Source organism: Vibrio sp. 10N.222.51.C5 (assembly GCF_041474575.1).
Classification (GTDB): domain Bacteria; phylum Pseudomonadota; class Gammaproteobacteria; order Enterobacterales; family Vibrionaceae; genus Vibrio; species Vibrio crassostreae_C.
On record NZ_JBFRUJ010000039.1, the window covers coordinates 56554 to 77059 of the forward strand.

The following is a 20506-nucleotide window of genomic DNA, read 5'->3' on the forward strand; positions in this document are numbered from 1 at the left end:
TTTGTTTTAAGCCTGTTGCAAGCTAGCTGGTAGTGTTTCATTTTGTAATTTATTATTGAGTAACTGTTAACCGACGCACGAAATTAATAAAAATTATGTCAGAATCTAGCCCGTACAACGCTATGGATATACTCTCAGTAGCACGAATATAGCTGTATACATGTAATTTAACGGACTAAAAATGAAACTTTTTTACAGTTTATTACGCTATGTAGAAAAAAGTTGTCTGTTTGCTTGTTTTTTGTGCGAACGAAAAGTGTGAGTTTAATCTATATAAATCATGCTCTTAAGTTCATTTTTGCGATTGCCTTACTACTTTCTGGTTAATTCTTTTTGGGTAACTGATCTGGGTCAATTTTTTTCACACAGTGAAATAATATACTCAGCCCTGAAAGCAATTTACTAAGAACGCTGGTGTTTAAGGTTAACGGCAAGCAGCGAATTTAATAAAAAGTTTTTAATATTTATTATTTTAGGAGATCCACCATGCCTGTAACTAACTTAGCGGAACTTGATGCTCTAGTAGCTCGCGTTAAAGCAGCACAAGAAGAGTTTGCAACATTCTCTCAAGAGAAAGTAGACGCAATCTTCCGCGCAGCTTCTCTTGCTGCTAACCACGCTCGTATTCCACTTGCTCAACAAGCAGTTGCTGAATCTGGAATGGGTATTGTTGAAGATAAGGTTATCAAAAACCACTTTGCATCTGAATTTATCTACAACAAATACAAAGACGAAAAAACATGTGGCATCTTAGAAGAAGATGACAACCTAGGCACAATGACTATCGCTGAGCCTGTAGGTATCATCTGTGGTATCGTTCCAACAACGAACCCAACTTCTACAGCAATCTTCAAATCTCTAATTTCTCTTAAGACACGTAACGGCATCATCTTCTCGCCACACCCACGTGCAAAGAACTCAACTAACGACGCAGCGAAACTAGTTCTAGACGCAGCTGTTGCAGCTGGTGCTCCAAGAGACATCATCGGTTGGATCGACCAACCATCTGTAGAGCTTTCTAACGCGCTTATGAAGCACGACGGTATCGCACTTATCCTTGCTACTGGTGGTCCAGGCATGGTTAAAGCAGCATACTCTTCAGGTAAGCCTGCTATCGGTGTTGGTGCTGGTAACGTTCCTGTCGTTATCGATGAAACAGCTGACATCAAACGTGCTGTAGCATCTATCCTTATGTCTAAGACTTTCGATAACGGCGTAGTATGTGCTTCTGAGCAAGCTGCAATCGTAGTTAGCGAAGTATATGACGAAGTTAAAGAGCGTTTCGCTTCTCACAAAGCTCACGTTCTATCTAAAGCTGACGCTGATAAAGTACGTAAAGTTCTGCTTATCGACGGCAACCTAAACGCTAAAATCGTAGGTCAACCTGCTCCAGCAATCGCTGAAATGGCTGGTGTTAAAGTTCCTGCTGATACAAAAGTACTTGTAGGTGAAGGTCTTGGTAAAGTTTCTTACGATGACGAATTCGCTCACGAGAAACTATCTCCAACTCTAGGTCTATTCCGCGCAGATGACTTCGAAGACGCAGTTGCTCAAGCGGTAACTATGGTTGAAATCGGTGGTATCGGTCACACATCTGGTCTTTACACTAACCAAGATACTAACGCAGACCGCATCCGTTACTTCGGTGACAAGATGAAGACTGCTCGTATCCTAATCAACATCCCGACTACTCACGGTGGTATCGGTGACCTGTACAACTTCAACGTTGCACCTTCTCTAACTCTAGGTTGTGGTTCATGGGGTGGTAACTCTATCTCTGAGAACGTAGGTCCTAAGCACCTTATCAACAAGAAAACTGTAGCGAAGCGAGCTGAAAACATGTTGTGGCACAAACTACCTAAGTCTATCTACTTCCGTCGTGGTAGCCTTCCAATCGCAATGAGCGACCTAGAAGGTAAGAAACGCGCATTCCTAGTAACTGACCGTTTCCTATTCAACAACGGTTACGCAGATGACGTAGTTAGCTTGCTTAAAGCACAAGGCATCGAAGTTCAAACTTTCTTCGACGTAGAAGCGGATCCAACGCTATCTGTTGTTGAGAAAGGCGCTGAAGCAATGAAGAGCTTCCAACCTGACGTAATCCTTGCTCTAGGTGGCGGTTCTCCAATGGATGCTGCTAAGATCATGTGGGTTATGTACGAGCACCCAGAAACTCACTTCGAAGAACTAGCAATGCGCTTTATGGACATCCGTAAACGTATCTACAAGTTCCCTAAAATGGGTCAAAAAGCTGAGCTTGTATGTATCACTACAACTTCAGGTACAGGTTCAGAGGTTACTCCATTCGCTGTTGTTACTGACGACAAGACTGGTGCTAAATACCCACTAGCTGATTACGAAATCACGCCAAACATGGCTATCGTTGATGCGAACCTAGTAATGAACATGCCTAAGTCTCTAACAGCGTTCGGTGGTTACGATGCAGTAACTCACGCTCTTGAAGCTTACGTATCTGTTCTAGCGAACGAGTACTCAGACGGTCAAGCTCTTCAAGCTCTTAAGATGCTTAAAGAATACCTACCATCAAGCTACAAAAATGGTGCGGCTGACCCAATAGCTCGTGAGAAAGTACACAACGCAGCAACTATCGCTGGTGTAGCATTTGCGAACGCATTCCTAGGTGTGTGTCACTCAATGGCTCACAAAATTGGTGCTGAGTTCCACCTACCACACGGTCTTGCTAACGCACTACTTATCTCAAACGTTGTACGTTACAACGCGAACGATAACCCAACTAAGCAGACTGCATTCTCTCAGTACGACCGTCCACAAGCACGTCGTCGTTACGCTGAAGTTGCTGACCACCTAGGCCTAAGCCAAGCTGGTGACCGTACAGCTCAGAAGATTGAACGTCTACTGACTTGGTTAGAAGAGCTTAAAGTTGACCTAGACATCCCACTATCTATCCAAGCTGCGGGTGTTAACGAGTCTGACTTCATCGCTAAACTAGACGAGCTAGCTGTTGAAGCGTTCGATGACCAGTGTACAGGTGCTAACCCACGTTACCCTCTAATCACTGAGCTAAAAGAAGTTCTAACAACTTCTTACTTCGGCCAACCATACGTTGAAGGCGAAACTTTCGAAGGTACTACAGTTATCCTTAAGAAAGCAGACCAAAAGCCAGCTGAAGCGAAAGCGCCAAAAGCTAAAAAAGAAAAAGCTAACGCATAATAAGTAAGCATTAGTTTTGAGATAAGTTTTCGCTAGCACGATACTTATCTATCGGGAAAAGATGAAAGCCCCAGTCGAGAGACTGGGGCTTTTTTTATGTTTGGTTCGTTTGTAAAACGGATTGAGAGGCAATAGCTCTGCTACTTAATATGAGCTGAGCCAGTCATGTTCAATTGGAATAGGGAGTTAAACCTCTGCCGCGACAACTCGCCCACTGAAGTAGTCATTCGAGACAATGTATTCGGTTGTTCTGGTCAGCTCGTCTTGCAGCTGCGCCCAGTGACATCGGTTGAGCTTGCCATCGGAGTTATGAACGGCGGGAACAACGCCACCGACTCGAATGCCAAAGGGAGTCAGCTCTTTCGCCCAACTATGGGTAAAGCCAGTGATCATTGAGTTTGCGCTCTCTAAGCCAGACACATCGTGAAAGTCATCATGAGATATCACATTCACAATCACGCCTTCCTTATCTTCCTCTCGCAATCTCTCAGCACTGATTTGCCCAAATGCGAACAGGGTCGATGCCATCGATGAGAGATCATTAATAAAGCTGCTCACAGGCTGATCGCCAATTAGGCTAGGCATTGGGGAGCTTATCCAGTTATTGACCAGCACATCGGGTGTCGTGTTGAAGGTGGTTTGAATAAAATCATATACGCTGAGAATCGCTTGGCTGTCATTGCCTTTGAGCGTGTAGTGGTAAACAGAGTCAGAAAACCGGGCACACTGTAGATACGTCGCTTTAAGTGCTTCCGTGTCTTTATCACAAAGGATGACGGTGGCTCCAAGGTTAACAAAGTGGTTTGCAATCGCCCCCCCCAGTCGCGAGCCGGCAGATGTCACCAATATGATTGAGCTTTTTATTTCCATCCCAGTACCTAAACAAATCGTCCATGTCGGATAAGGATGGGTTAAAATTTATACAACGGGTGTGAATTGGTTCAAACTAAGGTGTGCCAATTAATAAGTTTTTATGAAGTTAGTGGCACGTCACATTTTGTAGTAACTTCAAGCGGTAACCGACATCAGGTGTTTTTAGGTTGCCTAAGGCTAGTGGTTCATATCATTCGTGTGAATACTTTGAAGTGTGCGAGTTAGTCGAAGAAGAGCTATGGATAGACAGCGAAAAAGGGAAAGGTAGGCGACCGCTATACTTGAGCTTGAATTTGATACTGACGTTGCGCGGTGGTTAGCTCATTGTAGAGCGTGGCATGTGGCAAATCAGGTAAATGCTTGTTTGCGAGTTTGCGTCGGTCATGACCAGAAAGGTTTTGGTAAACCTCTTCGGGTAAGTCGGCTGTATCTTCAGGCATGAAGGCAAGCGCTTCAGGTTTCAAGTAATGGCTGAGCTTGGCGCTGGCAAGGCTAGCTTGATGAAAATGATTAGATTGCTGAGCTGAAATCTCATATGAAGACTGGTTTGAACGCAGTTGTTGAGGTTCTGCTATGCCAAATTGTTTGCGCAGGCGATCTTCATTTGTCTCTGTGATTTCAATGGTGTCAATTGGCGTGCAATCACGGACATCATTAGAAAACATAGATAACAGCAACGCGAAATCTGCACGGCGACCTTGCTCAACCGCTTGGCTGATCCCGATGCCGAACTTCAGTTCGTTGATGATTCCTGGTTTGTCTAAAGTATGTATTTGCATGTCGCCTCTCATTGGATACACCTTTAACGGCATGGAGTCGGCAAACTTTAGTGTTTAATTACAGGCAAATAGAGAATTTATGTAGGGTTGGGAAGAAGGCTATCAATAGTTCGAGAAATAAGCGCTATTGGCGGGTTTATTACGAAATGTTTAGATTTTGTGGAACACGACAGATACAAAAAAGCTCACGCCGAGGCATGAGCTTTCAATAGATAACTCGCTATAAATAGCGCAGCGTAAGCAATAATTACTTAGCTAGGTTCTCTTCTACGAAAGACCAGTTTACTAGGTTCCAGAATGCAGCCATGTAGTCAGGGCGAACATTGCGGAAATCGATGTAGTAAGCGTGTTCCCATAGGTCAACAGTTAGAAGTGGAGTAACACCTTCTTCTGTTAGAGGAGTAGCAGCGTTAGAAGTGTTAACGATGTCTAGAGAACCGTCAGCTTTCTTAACTAACCAAGTCCAAGAAGAACCGAAGTTGTTGATTGCTGAATCAGTGAATTTCGCTTTGAATTCTTCGAAAGAACCGAATGCAGCGTTGATAGCTTCTGCAACAGCGCCAGTTGGTTCGCCGCCCGCTTTAGGAGCAAGACAGTGCCAGTAGAACGTGTGGTTCCAGATTTGAGCAGCGTTATTGAAAACACCACCAGTAGAAGTCTTAACGATCTCTTCTAGTGTTTTGCCTTCAAACTCAGTACCTGGGATAAGGCCGTTTAGCTTAACAACGTAAGTGTTGTGGTGCTTACCGTGGTGGAAATCTAGCGTTTCTGCTGAGATGTGTGGTTCTAGCGCGTCTTTCGCGTAAGGAAGAGCCGGTAGTTCAAATGCCATTGCTCAATTCTCCATTGATATGAAAGAGTTAACTCTTTCGATTGCTTCCAGTGATATTATTATTCATGGCTCGCTATACTGCCAACCATGGTCAATTTGCTGACTTGCGATATAGTTTAGCAAGTTTTTACTTTATTAAAAGCTTATTTCATTACTTTTGTGTGAATTGTTAGCTTAGCTTGTTAACCGCTTTTTTTATATGGTTTTTATTCTTTTAGTTTGGGGTAGAATAAAGGCAATAAAAGCCGTAATCCATTAACGAGGAAGCAATGGAAACTATCGATAAAATCAAACAGCAAATTGAAGAAAACACTATTCTACTGTACATGAAAGGTTCTCCTAAGCTACCTAGCTGTGGTTTCTCTTCTCAAGCGTCTCAAGCTCTAATGGCATGTGGCGAAAAATTTGCTTACGTAGATATCCTACAAAACCCTGATATCCGTGCAGAGCTTCCTGCTTACGCACAGTGGCCAACTTTCCCACAACTTTGGGTTGAAGGTGAGCTAATCGGTGGTTGTGACATCATTCTTGAGATGTTCCAAAAAGGCGAACTTCAGCCAATCATCAAAGAAGCAGCGGCTAAAGTTGCTGGCGATGACGCTGAATAAGTTCTAGCCTTTGCGCTGAATAGTTAAAATGAGGGGCCTTAATCAGGCTCCTTTTTTGTTTGAATTGATCGAATCATTGACTCGATAAGGAATGAACAATGAACGTAAAACTTCATTATGTGCATGATCCAATGTGCAGCTGGTGTTGGGGTTACAAGCCAACACTTGAGTTATTGAAACAACAATTGCCTGCGAGCATTGAGTTTAACTATGTAGTGGGTGGTTTGGCCCCGGATTCTGATGAGCCAATGTCAGAAGAGATGAAAGGCAAGCTGCAAGCGATTTGGAAGCAGATCGAAGCTAAGTTGGGTACTGAGTTTAACCATGATTTTTGGACAGAGTGCCAACCTGTTCGCAGTACTTACCCTGCGTGCCGTGCCGTGATTGCTGCAGGTTTTCAAGACCACTACGAAGCGATGCTTGAAGCGATTCAACATGCTTACTACCTTCGTGCGATGTTGCCACATAGCCAAGACACACATTTGCAGTTGGCTGAAGAGCTAGGTATGAATGTTCAACAGTTTGAAAATGACCTTTCTAGCAAGTTATTGGAAAGTGAGTTAGATGACCAGCTAGGCTTTAAAGAAGCGATGGGTGTATTTTCTTACCCGACCTTAATGCTTGAAGTGAACGGCATCTTTAGTGAAGTTGAATTGGATTATCATTCAACGGAAGCGACGCTTAAGTCTATTCGCGAAATTTTAGTGAGTAATGCTCCCGCTGCGTAATTCAGCGAGAGTCATCTGTATTCGCAATGATTTCTAAGGCTTACTCATCAGAGTAAGCCTTTTTTGTTTGGTGTCGCTAGTTCAATGAGAGTGAGCGGAAGGAAGAGTAGAATGAATCTCAGAGACAAAAAAGACCGCACGAGGCGGTCTTTATAAAAGTGAGCGTAGGACTGTTTAACTACAGAACCTAATTACAGAACCATGGCTGCAATCCAACCGAATACGATCAGTGGGATGTTGTAGTGCAGGAACGTCGGTACTACGGTTTCCCATACGTGCTCGTGTTGACCATCAGCATTTAGACCAGACGTTGGACCTAATGTTGAGTCAGAAGCCGGAGAGCCCGCATCACCAAGTGCAGCAGCTGTACCTACTAGAGCGATTGTTGCCATTGGCGAGAAGCCAAATGCTGCTGCTAGTGGAACGTAGATAGTTGCAAGGATTGGAATCGTAGAGAACGAAGAACCAATGCCCATAGTAACCAATAGACCAACAATTAGCATAAGTAGTGCTGCTAGAGGCTTGTTGTCGCCGATGCTTGTTGAAAGTGCTTCAACCAAAGATTCAACGCCACCTGTTTGCTTCATAACTGCCGCGAAACCTGCTGCTGCAATCATGATGAAACCGATCATTGCCATCATGTGAACGCCCTTGGTGAAGACATCTTGTGTCTCTTTCCAAGCAATAACGCCACCGAAGGTAAATACCATGAAACCCGCTAGAGCACCGATGATCATAGAGCCAGTCGATAGTTGAACTGTTAGCGCTGCTACGATACCAGCTGCTGCTACTAGGATGTGCTTCTTGTTGATCTCTTTCACTTCTGTTGAAACAACAGTGTGAGAGGTTTCTTTGTATTGGCGAGGCTTACGGTAAGTAAAGAATACTGCAGTAAGAAGACCGAAGATCATGCCCGCAGCGGGTAACAACATCGCCATTGGCACTTGGCTTGCTACTACGTTTTCAAGACCATTGTCGTGAAGGTTTTTAAGCAGAATGTTGTTTAGGAAGATGCCACCAAAACCAATCGGTAGCACCATGTAAGGTGTAATCAGACCAAAAGTAAGTACACACGCAACTAGACGGCGGTCTAGGTTCATTTTTGCGAATACGCCTAGTAGAGGTGGGATTAAGATTGGGATGAAGGCGATATGTACTGGAATCACGTTTTGCGAAGACATGGTCACTAAGATCAACGACGCAAGCATGCCGTATTTAAGACCAGTCGATGCCGCACTGTTCTCTTTGCCGTGAATGCGTTTGATAACACTTTGAGCAAGGAGATCTGTGATACCAGAACGTGAGATAGCAACAGCGAATGTACCAAGCATAGCGTAGCTAAGTGCAATCGTTGCACCGCCGCCTAATCCACTTTCGAAAGCCGCGACTGCGTCGTTCAAGCTCATACCAGAGGCTACGCCACCGATAATTGCACTGAACGTCAGAGCAACGACTACGTTTACGCGCATCAAAGCTAAAACAAGCATGATGCAAACTGAAATTACAACAGGATTCATATTATTCTCGGGATGTTGTGTTTTTTATGAAGGCAATACGAAAAAACGTTTACCGACTCTATTTTTTATTCTTCGTCAACAAGAGGCCAACCACCAAGGGCTTTCCATTTGTTTACAATGCCGCAAAATAACTCTGTGGTTTTTTGCGTATCATACAAAGCAGAGTGTGCTTCTTTGTTGTCAAATTCCATCCCTGCAGTGCGGCAAGCTTTAGCCAAAACGGTTTGACCGTAGGCAAGACCACTAAGAGCTGCAGTGTCAAAAGTAGCAAATGGATGGAAAGGGACGCGTTTAAGCTTACAGCGCTCACTTGCCGCATTAACGAAGTTCAAATCGAATGTAGCGTTGTGAGCAACCATGATTGCGCGACTGCAATCTGAAGCTTTTTGTTCTTTTCTCACTAGCTTGTAGATTTCTTTAAGGGCTTCTTGTTCCGACACAGCACCACGTAATGGGCTAAATGGGTCTTTAATTCCGTTAAAGTCTAATGCTGCCTGCTCTATATTTGCGCCTTCAAAAGGCTCAATGTGAAAATGAAGCGTTGATGCAGGGTGCAGATCTCCGTTCTCATCCATTTTTAATGTAATGGCACAGATTTCTAATAATGCATCGGTTTCAGCGTTAAACCCTGCGGTTTCCACGTCGATGACCACTGGAAAATAGCCGCGAAAGCGTTTTTTTAGGGTCAGAGCTTCGTTTTCTACAGTCATGTTAGCCCAAATAAGTGTGATTAAGGCTGCATTATTGCAGATAATAGCAGTGATAAAAACTAGGGAAGGGCAATAAATCTTAAATTACCCAACCCATTACGGCTTGATAATTGCATATTTAAACGTGAGAGAAAAATGCGGCAATTGGCTGCATTGTTAAACGAATTGCTTAAGAGATACTCCACTTTATGAAGAAACAACTCATAACAGGTTCAATGCTATTTTCGCTACTTGTGTCGTCATCGGTCATGGCACAAGAAAAGCGTTACGGAGCATCTCCTCAACAGTCGACATGGGAGATGGTAGCCAACACGCCACTTGAATGTCGCTTGGTCCACCCAATTCCAAACTTTGGTGATGCTGAGTTCTCATCTCGCGCGAGTAAAAAAATCATTTTGGACTTTGAGCTTAAAATGCGCCGTCCAATGGGTGCGACGCGCAATGTAAGCTTGATCTCTATGCCGCCACCTTGGCGTCCGGGTGAAAGTGCTGATCGTATGACAACCATTAAGTTCTTCCAGCAATTTGACGGCTATGTCGGCGGTCAAACAGCTTGGGGCATCTTGAGTGAGTTGGAGAAAGGGCGTTATCCGACATTCAGCTACCAAGAGTGGCAGAGCCGAGATCAACGTATCGAAGTGTCGTTGTCGTCGGTGTTGTTCCAAGAAAAATACAATGTGTTCAGTGACTGTGTTGCTAACTTGCTGCCTTACAGCTTTGAAGATATCTCTTTCACTATTTTGCATTACGACCGCAACAGCGACCAGCTGAACAAGTCGTCGCGCAAAAGGCTGAGCCAGATTGCCGATTACGTTCGCTATAACCAAGACATCGACCTTGTGTTGGTGGCAACGTACACCGACTCTGTCGACAGCAAAGGGATTAGCCAAAACCTTTCAGAGCGCAGAGCAGAATCGTTAAGAGAGTACTTCAAATCTCTAGGCCTGCCAGAAGATCGTATCCAAGTGCAAGGCTATGGCAAGCGTCGTCCGATTGCGGACAATAACTCGCCAATTGGTAAAGATAAGAACCGACGTGTTGTGATCTCTTTAGGTCGCACACAGGTTTAAGCTAAACAACAGCTTGTTTTGAAATGACAAAGCCCGTCTTGATGACGGGCTTTTTTATGTTTTAAATTTGGAGTCGTTGTTTTAACGGAACTTGTTTAATTCAAGCGGAAGCGGGCGATCATTTCACAGTTGGTCGCGGTATCGATCTTTTCCACCATAGAGGCAATTTTAGGGTTTGGGTGGCGTTTCATGAAATCGATCAGCGCTTTCTTACAGCAACCAATAGAATCGATAAAGCTTGAACATTGAGTATTAGGGCACTGAGGGATCAGTGTGAGTACCTTTTCAGAAGCCAGTTGAAGATACTTGAGCTCGTATTCAGTGTCGCCAGCCCAACGCCAGAATTGAGCAAGATTGTGGCAAGAAATCACCGAGATCAGTAAGCGTTCATCGGCTTGAATATCGGTGCGTTCTGTAATTTCTTCACTTAAGTTCAAAGCCTGCTGATAATGAAGAATACTTCGTACAGGATCGTCGAGCTGCAATGCAGTATCGGCAAGTAACGTGTGTTTTTCCCATTCGCTAATCATTGTATTACCTCACTAATCAATAGGTGGTTAATTTAAATGATAATCATTATCATGTAAAGTTTCATCAATGAGATTGTTAAGAATAATTGGTAAAGAATATCGATTATGGTGAGAGTGATAAAAAAGAAGCGAGCATAGTGCTCGCTTCGTTTTTCATTTCTTCAGGCGTTCAAACCCAACTTCTCAAAGAGGTTAAGGAATTAACCTTCTAGACCTGCGCTTGCTTGTTTGTTCTGAATCAGCTCAATCATGTAGCCATCAGGATCTTTCACGAACGCAATGTGTGTAGAGCCGCCTTTAACCGGACCCGCTTCTCGCGTTACGTTGCCGCCAGCTGCTTTAATCGCATCACACGTTGTGTAGATGTCATCAACACCGATAGCAACGTGACCAAAAGCAGAGCCAAGATCGTATTCCGTGGTGCCCCAGTTGTAAGTCAGCTCAATCACTGCGCCTTGAGATTCGTCGCCAAAGCCAACGAAAGCCAGTGTGTATTCGTACTCTTTGTTTTCGTTCTTACGTAATAGCTGCATGCCCATTACATTGGTGTAGAACTCGATAGACTTGTCTAGATCACCCACGCGTAGCATGGTGTGTAAAATACGACCGTTTGACATGATTTGCTCCTAGCTTGTTATTGGTTGTTTCTTTTATAGCACTATATATGAGCAAGCTCATAAGCAACACCAAAGAGATGATGAGCTTGGTCATATTTTCTTATTCTCATCATCTATCTTACTCTCCCTCTCTAGATTTTTCTTATTTGTATTACAAGAAAATGAAAGTAGACGGCCTTCTTGATTTGTCAGTCACTATTGATTAATTCGAAGTTTTGCATAAATAGTAAGTTTGAGTATTGGTCTTTTTTGTAATGGCCTTGGTTATTGGATTGTGATTTATATCTCCATCTTGTTACTGATTTCCCTTCGTTTTTACAATTGGCATCTAACTTTCCATTTTATCAATTTATGATTACGCCAACATCTCCCTGTTTATAGAAAGGTTATTCCGATGTTTTACTTCGTTATTAAGGAATTTTCGATAAAATACGCCGATAACCAATGGTTTTTACGAAAGTGCAAAGGGTGTCTATTTTTTGTGCTTATCTTTTTTAAACAATAGTTTGGGCTTGTATTGTTTGTTTTATGTTTGATGTTTGATGTGGTTGTGTTTTCAAAGTAGTTGTCAAGTGTGTATCAAGTGTATCTTTTGCGATCTTTGCTAAATAGACAATCCTTACTATATAGTTTTCCAAGCGCACCAAATCGACTAAATATTCACTTTTGATTTGTGCGATTTTTCTATCACATAAGAATAAGTATTATTTTATTACATTAGCCTCGGCGTGAGGCATTGATGTGGAGTACTCAAATGACGAGTAAATGGTTTACACAACAAAGTTCAGATGTTTTAAACGAACTGAACGCAGATCAAACGACAGGTTTATTAACTTCTGAAGCGGATGCACGCTTAGAGAAGCACGGCACTAACGAACTGACTGCACAAGAGTCAGCTTCTGCGTGGGAACTGTATATTCATCAATATAAAAACCCACTGATTTTTATTCTAGCTGTTGGTGCAATCGTTTCTTGGTCTACTGGCCACGCGATTGATGCTATTGCTATTGCAGTGATTATCCTTATCAATACTGGTATCGCGTTCTGGCAAGAATTTAAAGCTCAGAAAGGGATGGAAGCGCTAAAAGAAATGGCAGCTCCAGAAGCCGAAGTGATGCGCGATGGTAAATGGATCAGTGTTCCAGCTAAAACCCTCGTTCCTGGTGACATCATCAAAATTAATACTGGCGATATTCTGCCTGCTGATGTTCGTATTCTTGAGTCAAACCGTCTGACGGTAGATGAGGCTGCACTGACCGGTGAATCTGAGCCAGTGAATAAGCAGTCTGAACGCCTTGAAGATGAGACCCTTGGTCTTGGCGATCAGAAAAACATGGGCTTCATGACAACAATCGTGACTACAGGTACAGGCCTTGCTGTGGTAACAAGCACAGGTATGCAAACTGAAGTTGGTCACATCGCTGATATGATGAACCAAACGGAAGAGACGAAAACACCAATGCAAGAGCGTATGGACACCATCGCACTCGCATTATTGGTTGTTGCTCTTGTGGTTGTTGCTATTGTTTGTGCTATCGGTGTTTACCACGGTATGCCATGGTTAGAAATCCTAACAACAGGTATCTCTTTATCGGTTGCCGCTATTCCTGAAGGTTTACCAACGGTGGTTACTATCGTATTAACGATGGGCTCGACTAAGATGGTTAAGAATAATGCTTTGGCTAAACAGCTAGCAGCAATCGAAACGCTTGGTTCTACAACCGTTATCTGTTCAGATAAAACCGGTACGCTAACACAAAACCAAATGCAGGTGATGAAAGCGTACGATGTGTCTGGTCGTTACTGGGATGTGTCAGGTAAAGGTTTTGATCCTAAGGGTGAATTCATTACCAAAGGTCACAATGTCGAAGCGACAAACAGCCCTGCAATGATGAAAGGTCTTGTTGTTGCAACGCTTTGTAACGATGCTGAATATGTAAATGCTGATGGTAAATGGACGGTTCGTGGCAACCCGACAGAAGGTGCACTAATTGTTGCAGCTGCAAAAGCAGGTCTTAAACAAGATGAAATGCTATCAACGGGTGGCTACTCAATCGTTAAGAAGTTCCCGTTCGATTCTGGTCGTAAGATGGCTTCTGTTATCGTTCGTGACCCACAAGGTAAGCACTTCCTAGCATTGAAAGGTGCGCCAGATGTTGTTCTTGGTAAATCAACCAGCTTCATGGTTGACGGTGGTTTCGTACCAACGGTTGGCTGTGAAGTTTCAGGCAACTTGGCTCTCGATACCGCACCGTCTCAAGAGCTTCATTTAAACTTTGAAGCGGCAATCCAAACCTTTGGTGGTGATGCTCTGCGTACACTTGCCGTTGGTTTCCGTGAATTAAAAGAAGAAGAGCTTGAGTTAGATTTCCCTGAGCTTGAAAAAGACGTCAGCATCCTGGGTATCTATGGCATCATGGATCCACCACGCCCAGAAGTACGCGATGCAGTAAATAGCTGTTATAGCGCTGGTGTTCGTACGGTAATGATTACCGGTGACCACGCAGTCACGGCAGCAGCGATTGCTCGTGAAATCGGAATCATCCGTAGCGAAGACGATCTAGTGGTAACGGGTGCTGAGCTTGACCAAATGGATGACGAGAAGCTGTTGTCTATCTGTTCTCAGGTTGCAGTATTTGCCCGTGTTACTCCAGAGCACAAGCTGCGTATCGTAAAAGCGCAGCAAGAGAACAATGAAGTTGCCTCTATGACCGGTGACGGCGTGAACGATGCGCCAGCACTGCGTCGTGCAGACATTGGTGTTGCGATGGGTATTACAGGTACGTCTGTTGCGAAAGACTCAGGTGACCTTATCCTGTTGGATGACAACTTCAGTACTATCGTGAAGGCGGTACGTCAGGGTCGTCAAATTTTCGATAACCTACGTAAGTTTATCCGCCAAGCACTTACAGCGAACGTGGGTGAGGTTTCGGTAATCCTATTTGCATTCCTACTCATGGGACCAGATGTAGTACTTCCGCTAACTCCACTAATGATTTTATGGGTTAACCTCGTTTCTGATGGTCTACCAGCACTCGCACTCGGTGTTGAGCCAGAAGAGAAAGATCTCATGGAGCGTAAGCCAGGCAAACGTGACCAAGGCTTCTTCTCTAATGGTCTAGGCGCTCGTATCCTAACTCGTGGTCTCGCATTAGGTGGTCTAAGTTTTGTGACATTCTCTTACGCACTCGACGGTGGTTACAGTGCTCAATACGCACAAACCGTTGCGTTTTTAACACTGATCTTTGCTCAACTTTGGAGCTTGTTCGATGCACGTACGTTTACAACGATTTATCGTAAGAATCCGTTCACTAACCACTACCTACTTGGTGCGGTGGCAGTATCGGCTATCTTGTCTTTAAGCGTTGTGTACACAAGCTTCGGTCAGTTGGTATTCAGCACAGAAGCGCTAGAGTTTAATCACTTAATATCGTTAATCTTCATTGCAGCAGTACCAACATTTGTTCTATCTGCTATCAAAGAAGTGACTAAAGTGAAGTTTATCTAAGACAGACTTCTTAGCTAAATAATTGAATCCCGCCATAAAGGCGGGATTTTTATGCCTGTTATCTTGGGAACGCAGAATTAGAAATGAAAACTGATGTAGAGGCGGCTTCTAGAGAGTGGCAACAAAAAAGCAGCGCTTTAAGCGCTGCCGTATTGATTAATCGTTGTGAACGGAAAGACTAATCTTCGCTCTTTTCTTTGAACTCACAGAGGTCTTCAATGATACAGCTGCCACAGCGTGGTTTACGTGCGACACAGGTGTAACGTCCATGAAGAATGAGCCAATGGTGGACATCCAGTTTGAATTCTTTTGGGATAACTTTAAGTAGCTTTGCTTCGACATCGTCGACGGTTTTACCCATCGCTAGCTTAGTGCGGTTTGATACACGATAGATGTGAGTATCAACGGCAATGGTTGGCCAACCGAATGCGGTATTTAACACTACGTTTGCTGTTTTACGACCGACACCTGGAAGGGCTTCTAATGCAGCGCGATCTTCCGGTACTTCACCATTATGTAGGTCAAGCAGCATACGACACGTTTTGATGGTGTTTTCTGCTTTTGAGTTAAATAGGCCGATGGTCTTGATATACTCTTTTAAGCCATCAACACCTAGGTCGAAAATTGCTTGCGGAGTATTGGCTACAGGGTACAGCTTATCCGTCGCCTTGTTCACGCTGACATCGGTTGCTTGTGCAGACAATAGAACGGCAATCAGTAGTTCGAATGGACTGTTCCAGTTAAGCTCAGTCTCTGGCTTTGGATTGTTTTCTCTTAAACGCTCAAGTATTTCTACTCGTTTTACATTGTTCATAGCGACATTACTTTCAAATAGTTAGGGCATGAAGCTTGGATTGCTTCTGCTTTATCATCGGTTACGCGCTCTTATGAGCGTCATTATTATATGTACTGTTTAGATCTGATTTTCCCCGCTGAGTGATTGAGCCAACTCAGCGGGGTTTAAGCTAATTTAACTTATTAGGCATTGGTAACGCGAGCGCGTTCAATGACTGGTTTTTCTTGTTTTGGTTGTCTAGATTTTGCTTGGTTATCGATGATGTTTTTCAAAGCAATTAAGAAACCAACACCAATGAAGGCACCCGGTGGAAGCAGGGCTAACAAGAAGCTGTTATCAAATTGGAATATCTGGATTCGTAACACCGAAGCCCAGTCACCAAGCAGCAGGTCTGCGCCATCAAATAGGGTCCCGTTACCAATAATCTCACGCATCGCACCTAACACGACCAATACTGATGTCATGCCTAGACCCATCCAGAAACCATCTTGAGCCGCTGGTAGCACTTCATTTTTTGAAGCGAAGGCTTCCGCACGACCAATGATGATGCAGTTGGTTACGATCAGCGGGATGAAGATACCCAAAGAGAGGTAAAGCCCATAGGCGTAAGCGTTCATCAGCAATTGAACACAGGTTACTAGCGAGGCAATGATCATTACGAATACTGGGATACGTACTTCTTTTGGCACATGATTACGAACCAAAGAAACAGAAACGTTTGAGCCGACCAGTACAAGCAAGGTAGCAATGCCTAGCCCAAGTGCGTTAGTGACTGTTGACGATACAGCCAGCAGCGGACATAACCCAAGAAGTTGCACTAGGGCAGGGTTATTGGCCCACATGCCATTTTTGATCAATGTTTTATGGTCACTCATTATTCACCACCACAATTTAGAGGTTGAGCAAGCAATGCTTGGTTGTTTTGGTTAACGTACTGGACCGCTTGTTTGACTGACTTCACGACTGCTCTTGGCGTGATAGTAGCGCCAGTAAACTGGTCAAAATCACCACCGTCTTTACGAACCTTCCAACGGTCTAGATTAGAATCCGTCACTTGCTTACCTGCAAACGAAAGAATCCAATCACTCACACGCAGATCAATCTTATCACCCAAGCCCGGAGTCTCTTGGTGAGAAAGCACGCGAGTACCTAAAATAGTACCGTCAGTTTTCATTCCAACAATGACTTTAATCGCGCCATTGTAGCCGTCTGGTGCAATCGCTTCGATCGCAATCGCACTCGGCTCACCATTGATTTTAGCAATGTAAGCCGGCATCGCTTGCTCAGTACCAAGCTCTTCTGCTTGAACCAAAGTACAAGACGAAAACAGCTCGTTGTCGTGCAGATCGTGCGGGATCACTTGATTAAGAACAGACAGTAACTGAGCCTGTTCTTGTTGTTTGATCTGATCTTTGGTCAGGTAGTGAGTTACCGCGACCAAACCCGTCGAAGCACACGCAAAAATCGCGAGTACAAGGCCGTTTTTCTTAATTGCATTTAGCATGGTATCCGCTCCCTTAGTGACCGTATGTGCGAGGTTTGGTGTAGTAGTCAATCAGTGGAACACACATGTTGGCTAACAATACAGCAAACGCCACGCCATCAGGGAAACCACCCCAACTGCGGATGATAAAGACTAAACCGCCGATCAGAGCGCCAAACACTAAGCGACCTTTGACTGTCGTGGATGCTGAAACTGGGTCGGTTGCAATAAAGAATGCACCAAGCATAGTCGCGCCAGACAGAAGGTGAATGGTTGGAGAAGCGGTTTCACCAGGAGTGAGCACTAAGAACACTAAGCTAAACAGAGTAAGAGTGCCGATGAAAGCCACAGGGATATACCATTGAATAACACGTTGCTTAATCAGCACTAAACCGCCGATTAGGTAAGCAAGGTTTACCCACTCCCAGCCTACGCCAGCTAACCAACTAAATTGAGGTTGAGATAGTGCTTCTGAGGCAGTATTGCCTGCCGTTAATGCCGTTTTGAATGCATCAAGCGGCGTCGCCATTGTGGTGCCATCAATGCCAAGGCGTGCTTGTTGCAGAGACAAACCTTCGTTATTGAAGCCAGTAAAGATCATCAAGAATGAGTCAATAAAGCTTGTTGCTTCTGCTGTCAGGCTCGCGGGAGCATTCCAACTGGTCATTTGAACTGGGAATGAAATCAGCAAAACAACGTAAGCGACCATCGCAGGGTTAAATGGGTTCTGCCCTAGGCCGCCGTATAAGTGTTTCGCGATAATAATAGCGAAGAACATACCAATGACGAGGATCCACCACGGAGAGTGTGGGGGAATCGCGACACTCAGTAGCCAAGCGGTTACAACAGCACTGTAATCACGCAGTGCCATTACTGGCGGGCGTTTTCTCAATAGCATGACGGCTGCTTCAAAGGTAACAGCAAGTGCAATAGCAAATACTAACTGGATGAGGGTACCCCATCCAAAGAAGTAGGTTTGAGCTAGTAGACCTGGCAATGCACAAATAGCCACCCATTTCATTAGATCTGGGGTGCTTCTACGGCTATGCGCGTGCGGTGAGCTGGCGATAAAGAAGGCCACTACTCTTTCTCCTCATTGTTCTTTTTATCTAGCTCTTGCTGGGCTTTTTTCGCTTTAGCACGAGCGATAGCTGCAGCAACAGCAGCTTTCTTAGGGTCGACTTGCTCCGATTGAGTCTCGGTTTCAACTTCAACCACTGGTTCAGATGTTTCTGCTTGCTTCGCTTGCTGGGCTTTTTTGGCTTTAGCACGAGCGATAGCGGCAGTAACAGCATCTTTCTTGGCATCGCCGGATTTTTCAGCAGGAGCTTCAGCAGCAGATTCAGCTTGTTGAGCTTTCTTGGCTTTAGCACGAGCAATGGCTGCAGCGATAGCATCTTTCTTAGCATCGCCAGAGCTTTCAACAGGAGCATCCGAAGCAGATTCCGCTTGCTGTGCTTTCTTCGCTTTAGCGCGAGCAATCGCAGCAGCAACGGCGTCTTTCTTCGTATCGCCTGAGCTTTCTGCAGGAGTATCGGCTGCTGCTTGTTGTGCCTTGCGCTCTCTCGCTTGACGCTTGCGCTCTTCACGCAGTTTAGACATTTCAGAGTTGTCTGGTTCAGCGCCTTCCGCTTTTTGAGCTGCAGCTTGTTTCGCTTTTGCCTTCGCAATAGCGGCAGCAACCGCAGGTTTCACTGCTGGTTCTTCATTCGGAGCCTGATCCGCAGCGGCTTTTTGTGCTTTAACACGAGTAATCGCAGCAGCAATAGCATCATCACCGCCGGATGTTTTCATATCTTTACGGCGGTTATCTGCGGCTTTTTTAAAGCGGTTTTCACGTTCGGCTTTATCACGCTCCATACGAGCGTTCTTCTCTTCAAAACGAATCTTGGCGCGTTCTGCAGCAGCGGCTTCATCTTTTCGAGTTTTGATTTCAGCTTTTGCTTGGCGATAGTACTGAACAAGAGGGATTTCGCTTGGGCAGACAAATGCACATGCACCACATTCAATACAGTCTTTAATATTTAGCTCTTCACACTTATCCAACTCGTTGGCTTTGGCGTGCCATTGCAGTTGTTGAGGAAGTAGAGACGCAGGGCAAGCTTCAGCACATGCGCTGCAACGGATACATTCCATCTCGTAAGTGCTTGGTGAGATCTCACGACGCGTTGGCGCCAAAATACAGTTCGACGTTTTGGTGATTGGCACATTGGCATGCGGCAAGGTAAAGCCCATCATCGGGCCGCCCAAAATTAAACGCGGCAGTTTTTTATCTGCTTTGTAGCCAAACTCTTCAAGTAACTCATGTACTGGTGTGCCTAATAGCGCCCAAACGTTACGAGGTTGCTTAAAGGTTTTACCGGTTAATGTCACAACGCGGTTAACCACAGGTTCGCCGTCAATTACCGCTCGCTTAATCGAGTAAAGAGAGCCGACGTTCTGAACCAAAACACCAATGTCTGCAGGAATGCCGCCAGCTGGAACCTCTTTGTTGGTGAGGATCTTGATAAGTTGCTTCTCACCACCAGAAGGGTATTTGGTTGGGATAACGCGAATGACGATATCTTTGTCTTTCGCTGCAATCTCAAGTGCTTTTATCGCATCTGGTTTGTTGTCTTCAATGCCGATAACCGTCAGCTTTGGTTGAAGAATGTGTTCAACCACTTCGATGCCGTTTAATACTTCGTCGGCATGTTCTTGAAGCAACTTGTCATCAGAGGTGATGTAAGGTTCACATTCCGCAGCGTTGACGATCAAAATGTCGGTACGACCTAAGCCTGATTGAAGCTTCTTAGCCGTAGGGAAACCTGCGCCGCCCATGCCTGAAATACCAGCTTGGCGAATCACATCAAGCAGTTCGTCAGAAGTCTTTGTCGAAAAATCTTCAACTGGATTTTTTTCAATCCAAGTGTCTAGGCCATCAGGTTTAATAACCACGCATATTTCGCTCAAGCCTGAAGGGTGAGCGGTAGTTCGCGGTTCGATAGCGGTAATCACACCCGATGTTGGTGCGTGTACTGGCAAAGTAAAACCTGTGTCTAAGGCCGTAAGTTGCTGACCTTTTAACACAGTGTCGCCAGCAGCAACCAATAGGTTCCCCGGCTTACCGATGTGCTGTTTCACAGGAAGAACGATTTCTTCTGGAAGCCTTGCATGGACGATATCAGTAGTATTCGACTGTTTCTTGTTTTCAGCAGGGTGCACGCCACCAGGGAAGTTCCAAATAGAGCCCGTGCGAATTTGTTCAATTAAAGAGATCATAC

Annotated in this window: 17 protein-coding genes; 5 read left to right on the plus strand and 12 right to left on the minus strand. The window is 44.6% G+C overall.

All coding sequences use genetic code 11. From position 1 onward, the window contains the following. Nucleotides 1-486: 486 nt before the first annotated feature. Nucleotides 487-3192 (plus strand): bifunctional acetaldehyde-CoA/alcohol dehydrogenase, encoded by a 2706-nt coding sequence (gene adhE / locus AB4558_RS12950; RefSeq protein ID WP_017061183.1) that lies wholly within the window; start codon nucleotides 487-489, stop codon nucleotides 3190-3192. Nucleotides 3193-3378: 186 nt separating this feature from the next. On the opposite strand, the gene AB4558_RS12955 is transcribed toward adhE, so the two are convergent. The 3 genes from AB4558_RS12955 to sodB form a co-directional block, all read right to left on the minus strand. Then, on the minus strand, nucleotides 3379-4062 hold the full coding sequence (locus AB4558_RS12955; RefSeq protein WP_017061182.1) for an SDR family oxidoreductase: 684 nt from the start codon (nucleotides 4060-4062) through the stop codon (nucleotides 3379-3381). A 278-nt stretch (nucleotides 4063-4340) separates the two neighbouring features. Further along, on the minus strand, nucleotides 4341-4844 hold the full coding sequence (locus AB4558_RS12960) for a VC2046/SO_2500 family protein (RefSeq protein WP_276605597.1): 504 nt from the start codon (nucleotides 4842-4844) through the stop codon (nucleotides 4341-4343). A 247-nt stretch (nucleotides 4845-5091) separates the two neighbouring features. Continuing rightward, on the minus strand, nucleotides 5092-5676 hold the full coding sequence (gene sodB / locus AB4558_RS12965) for a superoxide dismutase [Fe] (RefSeq protein WP_004734050.1): 585 nt from the start codon (nucleotides 5674-5676) through the stop codon (nucleotides 5092-5094). 269 nt (nucleotides 5677-5945) lie between these two features. Between sodB and AB4558_RS12970 the strand changes: the two genes are divergently transcribed. Together AB4558_RS12970 and AB4558_RS12975 are read left to right on the plus strand one after the other, a co-directional pair. Then, a complete protein-coding gene (locus AB4558_RS12970) occupies nucleotides 5946-6284 on the plus strand; it encodes a Grx4 family monothiol glutaredoxin (protein ID WP_004741702.1) in 339 nt (112 codons plus the stop codon). A 98-nt stretch (nucleotides 6285-6382) separates the two neighbouring features. Further along, nucleotides 6383-7012 carry a DsbA family protein gene (locus AB4558_RS12975; protein ID WP_017061180.1) on the plus strand — a complete coding sequence of 210 codons (630 nt, stop codon included), beginning with the start codon at nucleotides 6383-6385 and terminating at the stop codon, nucleotides 7010-7012. A gap of 191 nt (nucleotides 7013-7203) precedes the next feature. Here AB4558_RS12975 and AB4558_RS12980 read toward each other — a convergent pair whose 3' ends face one another. After that, nucleotides 7204-8529 (minus strand): Na+/H+ antiporter family protein, encoded by a 1326-nt coding sequence (locus AB4558_RS12980; protein WP_029235135.1) that lies wholly within the window; start codon nucleotides 8527-8529, stop codon nucleotides 7204-7206. 65 nt (nucleotides 8530-8594) lie between these two features. Further along, the gene (gene rnt / locus AB4558_RS12985; RefSeq protein WP_017061178.1) at nucleotides 8595-9239 is read right to left on the minus strand and encodes a ribonuclease T; all 645 of its coding nucleotides are present in this window, start codon (nucleotides 9237-9239) and stop codon (nucleotides 8595-8597) included. Nucleotides 9240-9427: 188 nt separating this feature from the next. Here rnt and motY point away from each other — a divergent pair, with 188 nt between their 5' ends. Beyond that, the gene (gene motY, locus AB4558_RS12990) at nucleotides 9428-10309 is read left to right on the plus strand and encodes a flagellar protein MotY (protein ID WP_017063457.1); all 882 of its coding nucleotides are present in this window, start codon (nucleotides 9428-9430) and stop codon (nucleotides 10307-10309) included. Between the two features lie 95 nt (nucleotides 10310-10404). On the opposite strand, the gene AB4558_RS12995 is transcribed toward motY, so the two are convergent. Both AB4558_RS12995 and gloA read right to left on the minus strand, forming a co-directional pair. Continuing rightward, nucleotides 10405-10839: a DUF2753 domain-containing protein gene (locus tag AB4558_RS12995; protein ID WP_004734047.1), complete on the minus strand. Its 435-nt coding sequence runs from the start codon at nucleotides 10837-10839 to the stop codon at nucleotides 10405-10407. Nucleotides 10840-11039: 200 nt separating this feature from the next. Then, on the minus strand, nucleotides 11040-11456 hold the full coding sequence (gene gloA, locus AB4558_RS13000) for a lactoylglutathione lyase (RefSeq protein ID WP_004734046.1): 417 nt from the start codon (nucleotides 11454-11456) through the stop codon (nucleotides 11040-11042). A 754-nt stretch (nucleotides 11457-12210) separates the two neighbouring features. Between gloA and AB4558_RS13005 the strand changes: the two genes are divergently transcribed. After that, nucleotides 12211-14964 (plus strand): cation-transporting P-type ATPase, encoded by a 2754-nt coding sequence (locus tag AB4558_RS13005; protein WP_136981685.1) that lies wholly within the window; start codon nucleotides 12211-12213, stop codon nucleotides 14962-14964. 178 nt (nucleotides 14965-15142) lie between these two features. Here the strand turns inward: AB4558_RS13005 and nth are convergent, their stop codons facing one another. The 5 genes from nth to rsxC form a co-directional block, all read right to left on the minus strand. After that, nucleotides 15143-15778 carry an endonuclease III gene (nth, locus tag AB4558_RS13010; RefSeq protein ID WP_048610522.1) on the minus strand — a complete coding sequence of 212 codons (636 nt, stop codon included), beginning with the start codon at nucleotides 15776-15778 and terminating at the stop codon, nucleotides 15143-15145. 164 nt (nucleotides 15779-15942) lie between these two features. Continuing rightward, nucleotides 15943-16635 carry an electron transport complex subunit E gene (locus AB4558_RS13015; RefSeq protein WP_012603531.1) on the minus strand — a complete coding sequence of 231 codons (693 nt, stop codon included), beginning with the start codon at nucleotides 16633-16635 and terminating at the stop codon, nucleotides 15943-15945. Further along, nucleotides 16635-17264 (minus strand): electron transport complex subunit RsxG, encoded by a 630-nt coding sequence (gene rsxG, locus AB4558_RS13020; RefSeq protein WP_372158851.1) that lies wholly within the window; start codon nucleotides 17262-17264, stop codon nucleotides 16635-16637. The genes AB4558_RS13015 and rsxG overlap by 1 nt, the downstream gene beginning before the upstream one ends. A gap of 13 nt (nucleotides 17265-17277) precedes the next feature. Next, nucleotides 17278-18324, minus strand: a complete 1047-nt coding sequence (gene rsxD, locus AB4558_RS13025; RefSeq protein WP_372158852.1) for an electron transport complex subunit RsxD — start codon at nucleotides 18322-18324, stop codon at nucleotides 17278-17280. After that, the gene (rsxC, locus tag AB4558_RS13030; RefSeq protein ID WP_372158853.1) at nucleotides 18324-20504 is read right to left on the minus strand and encodes an electron transport complex subunit RsxC; all 2181 of its coding nucleotides are present in this window, start codon (nucleotides 20502-20504) and stop codon (nucleotides 18324-18326) included. Before rsxC ends, rsxD begins: the two co-directional genes overlap by 1 nt. Nucleotides 20505-20506 lie beyond the last annotated feature (2 nt).

Bases quoted from the DNA above. Each gene is read 5' to 3' on its own strand.
- adhE (WP_017061183.1), top strand. From the start codon at position 487: ATGCCTGTAACTAACTTAGCGGAACTTGATGCTCTAGTAGCTCGCGTT.
- AB4558_RS12955 (WP_017061182.1), bottom strand. From the start codon at position 4,062: ATGGAAATAAAAAGCTCAATCATATTGGTGACATCTGCCGGCTCGCGA.
- AB4558_RS12960 (WP_276605597.1), bottom strand. From the start codon at position 4,844: ATGCAAATACATACTTTAGACAAACCAGGAATCATCAACGAACTGAAG.
- sodB (WP_004734050.1), bottom strand. From the start codon at position 5,676: ATGGCATTTGAACTACCGGCTCTTCCTTACGCGAAAGACGCGCTAGAA.
- AB4558_RS12970 (WP_004741702.1), top strand. From the start codon at position 5,946: ATGGAAACTATCGATAAAATCAAACAGCAAATTGAAGAAAACACTATT.
- AB4558_RS12975 (WP_017061180.1), top strand. From the start codon at position 6,383: ATGAACGTAAAACTTCATTATGTGCATGATCCAATGTGCAGCTGGTGT.
- AB4558_RS12980 (WP_029235135.1), bottom strand. From the start codon at position 8,529: ATGAATCCTGTTGTAATTTCAGTTTGCATCATGCTTGTTTTAGCTTTG.
- rnt (WP_017061178.1), bottom strand. From the start codon at position 9,239: ATGACTGTAGAAAACGAAGCTCTGACCCTAAAAAAACGCTTTCGCGGC.
- motY (WP_017063457.1), top strand. From the start codon at position 9,428: ATGAAGAAACAACTCATAACAGGTTCAATGCTATTTTCGCTACTTGTG.
- AB4558_RS12995 (WP_004734047.1), bottom strand. From the start codon at position 10,839: ATGATTAGCGAATGGGAAAAACACACGTTACTTGCCGATACTGCATTG.
- gloA (WP_004734046.1), bottom strand. From the start codon at position 11,456: ATGTCAAACGGTCGTATTTTACACACCATGCTACGCGTGGGTGATCTA.
- AB4558_RS13005 (WP_136981685.1), top strand. From the start codon at position 12,211: ATGACGAGTAAATGGTTTACACAACAAAGTTCAGATGTTTTAAACGAA.
- nth (WP_048610522.1), bottom strand. From the start codon at position 15,778: ATGAACAATGTAAAACGAGTAGAAATACTTGAGCGTTTAAGAGAAAAC.
- AB4558_RS13015 (WP_012603531.1), bottom strand. From the start codon at position 16,635: ATGAGTGACCATAAAACATTGATCAAAAATGGCATGTGGGCCAATAAC.
- rsxG (WP_372158851.1), bottom strand. From the start codon at position 17,264: ATGCTAAATGCAATTAAGAAAAACGGCCTTGTACTCGCGATTTTTGCG.
- rsxC (WP_372158853.1), bottom strand. From the start codon at position 20,504: ATGATCTCTTTAATTGAACAAATTCGCACGGGCTCTATTTGGAACTTC.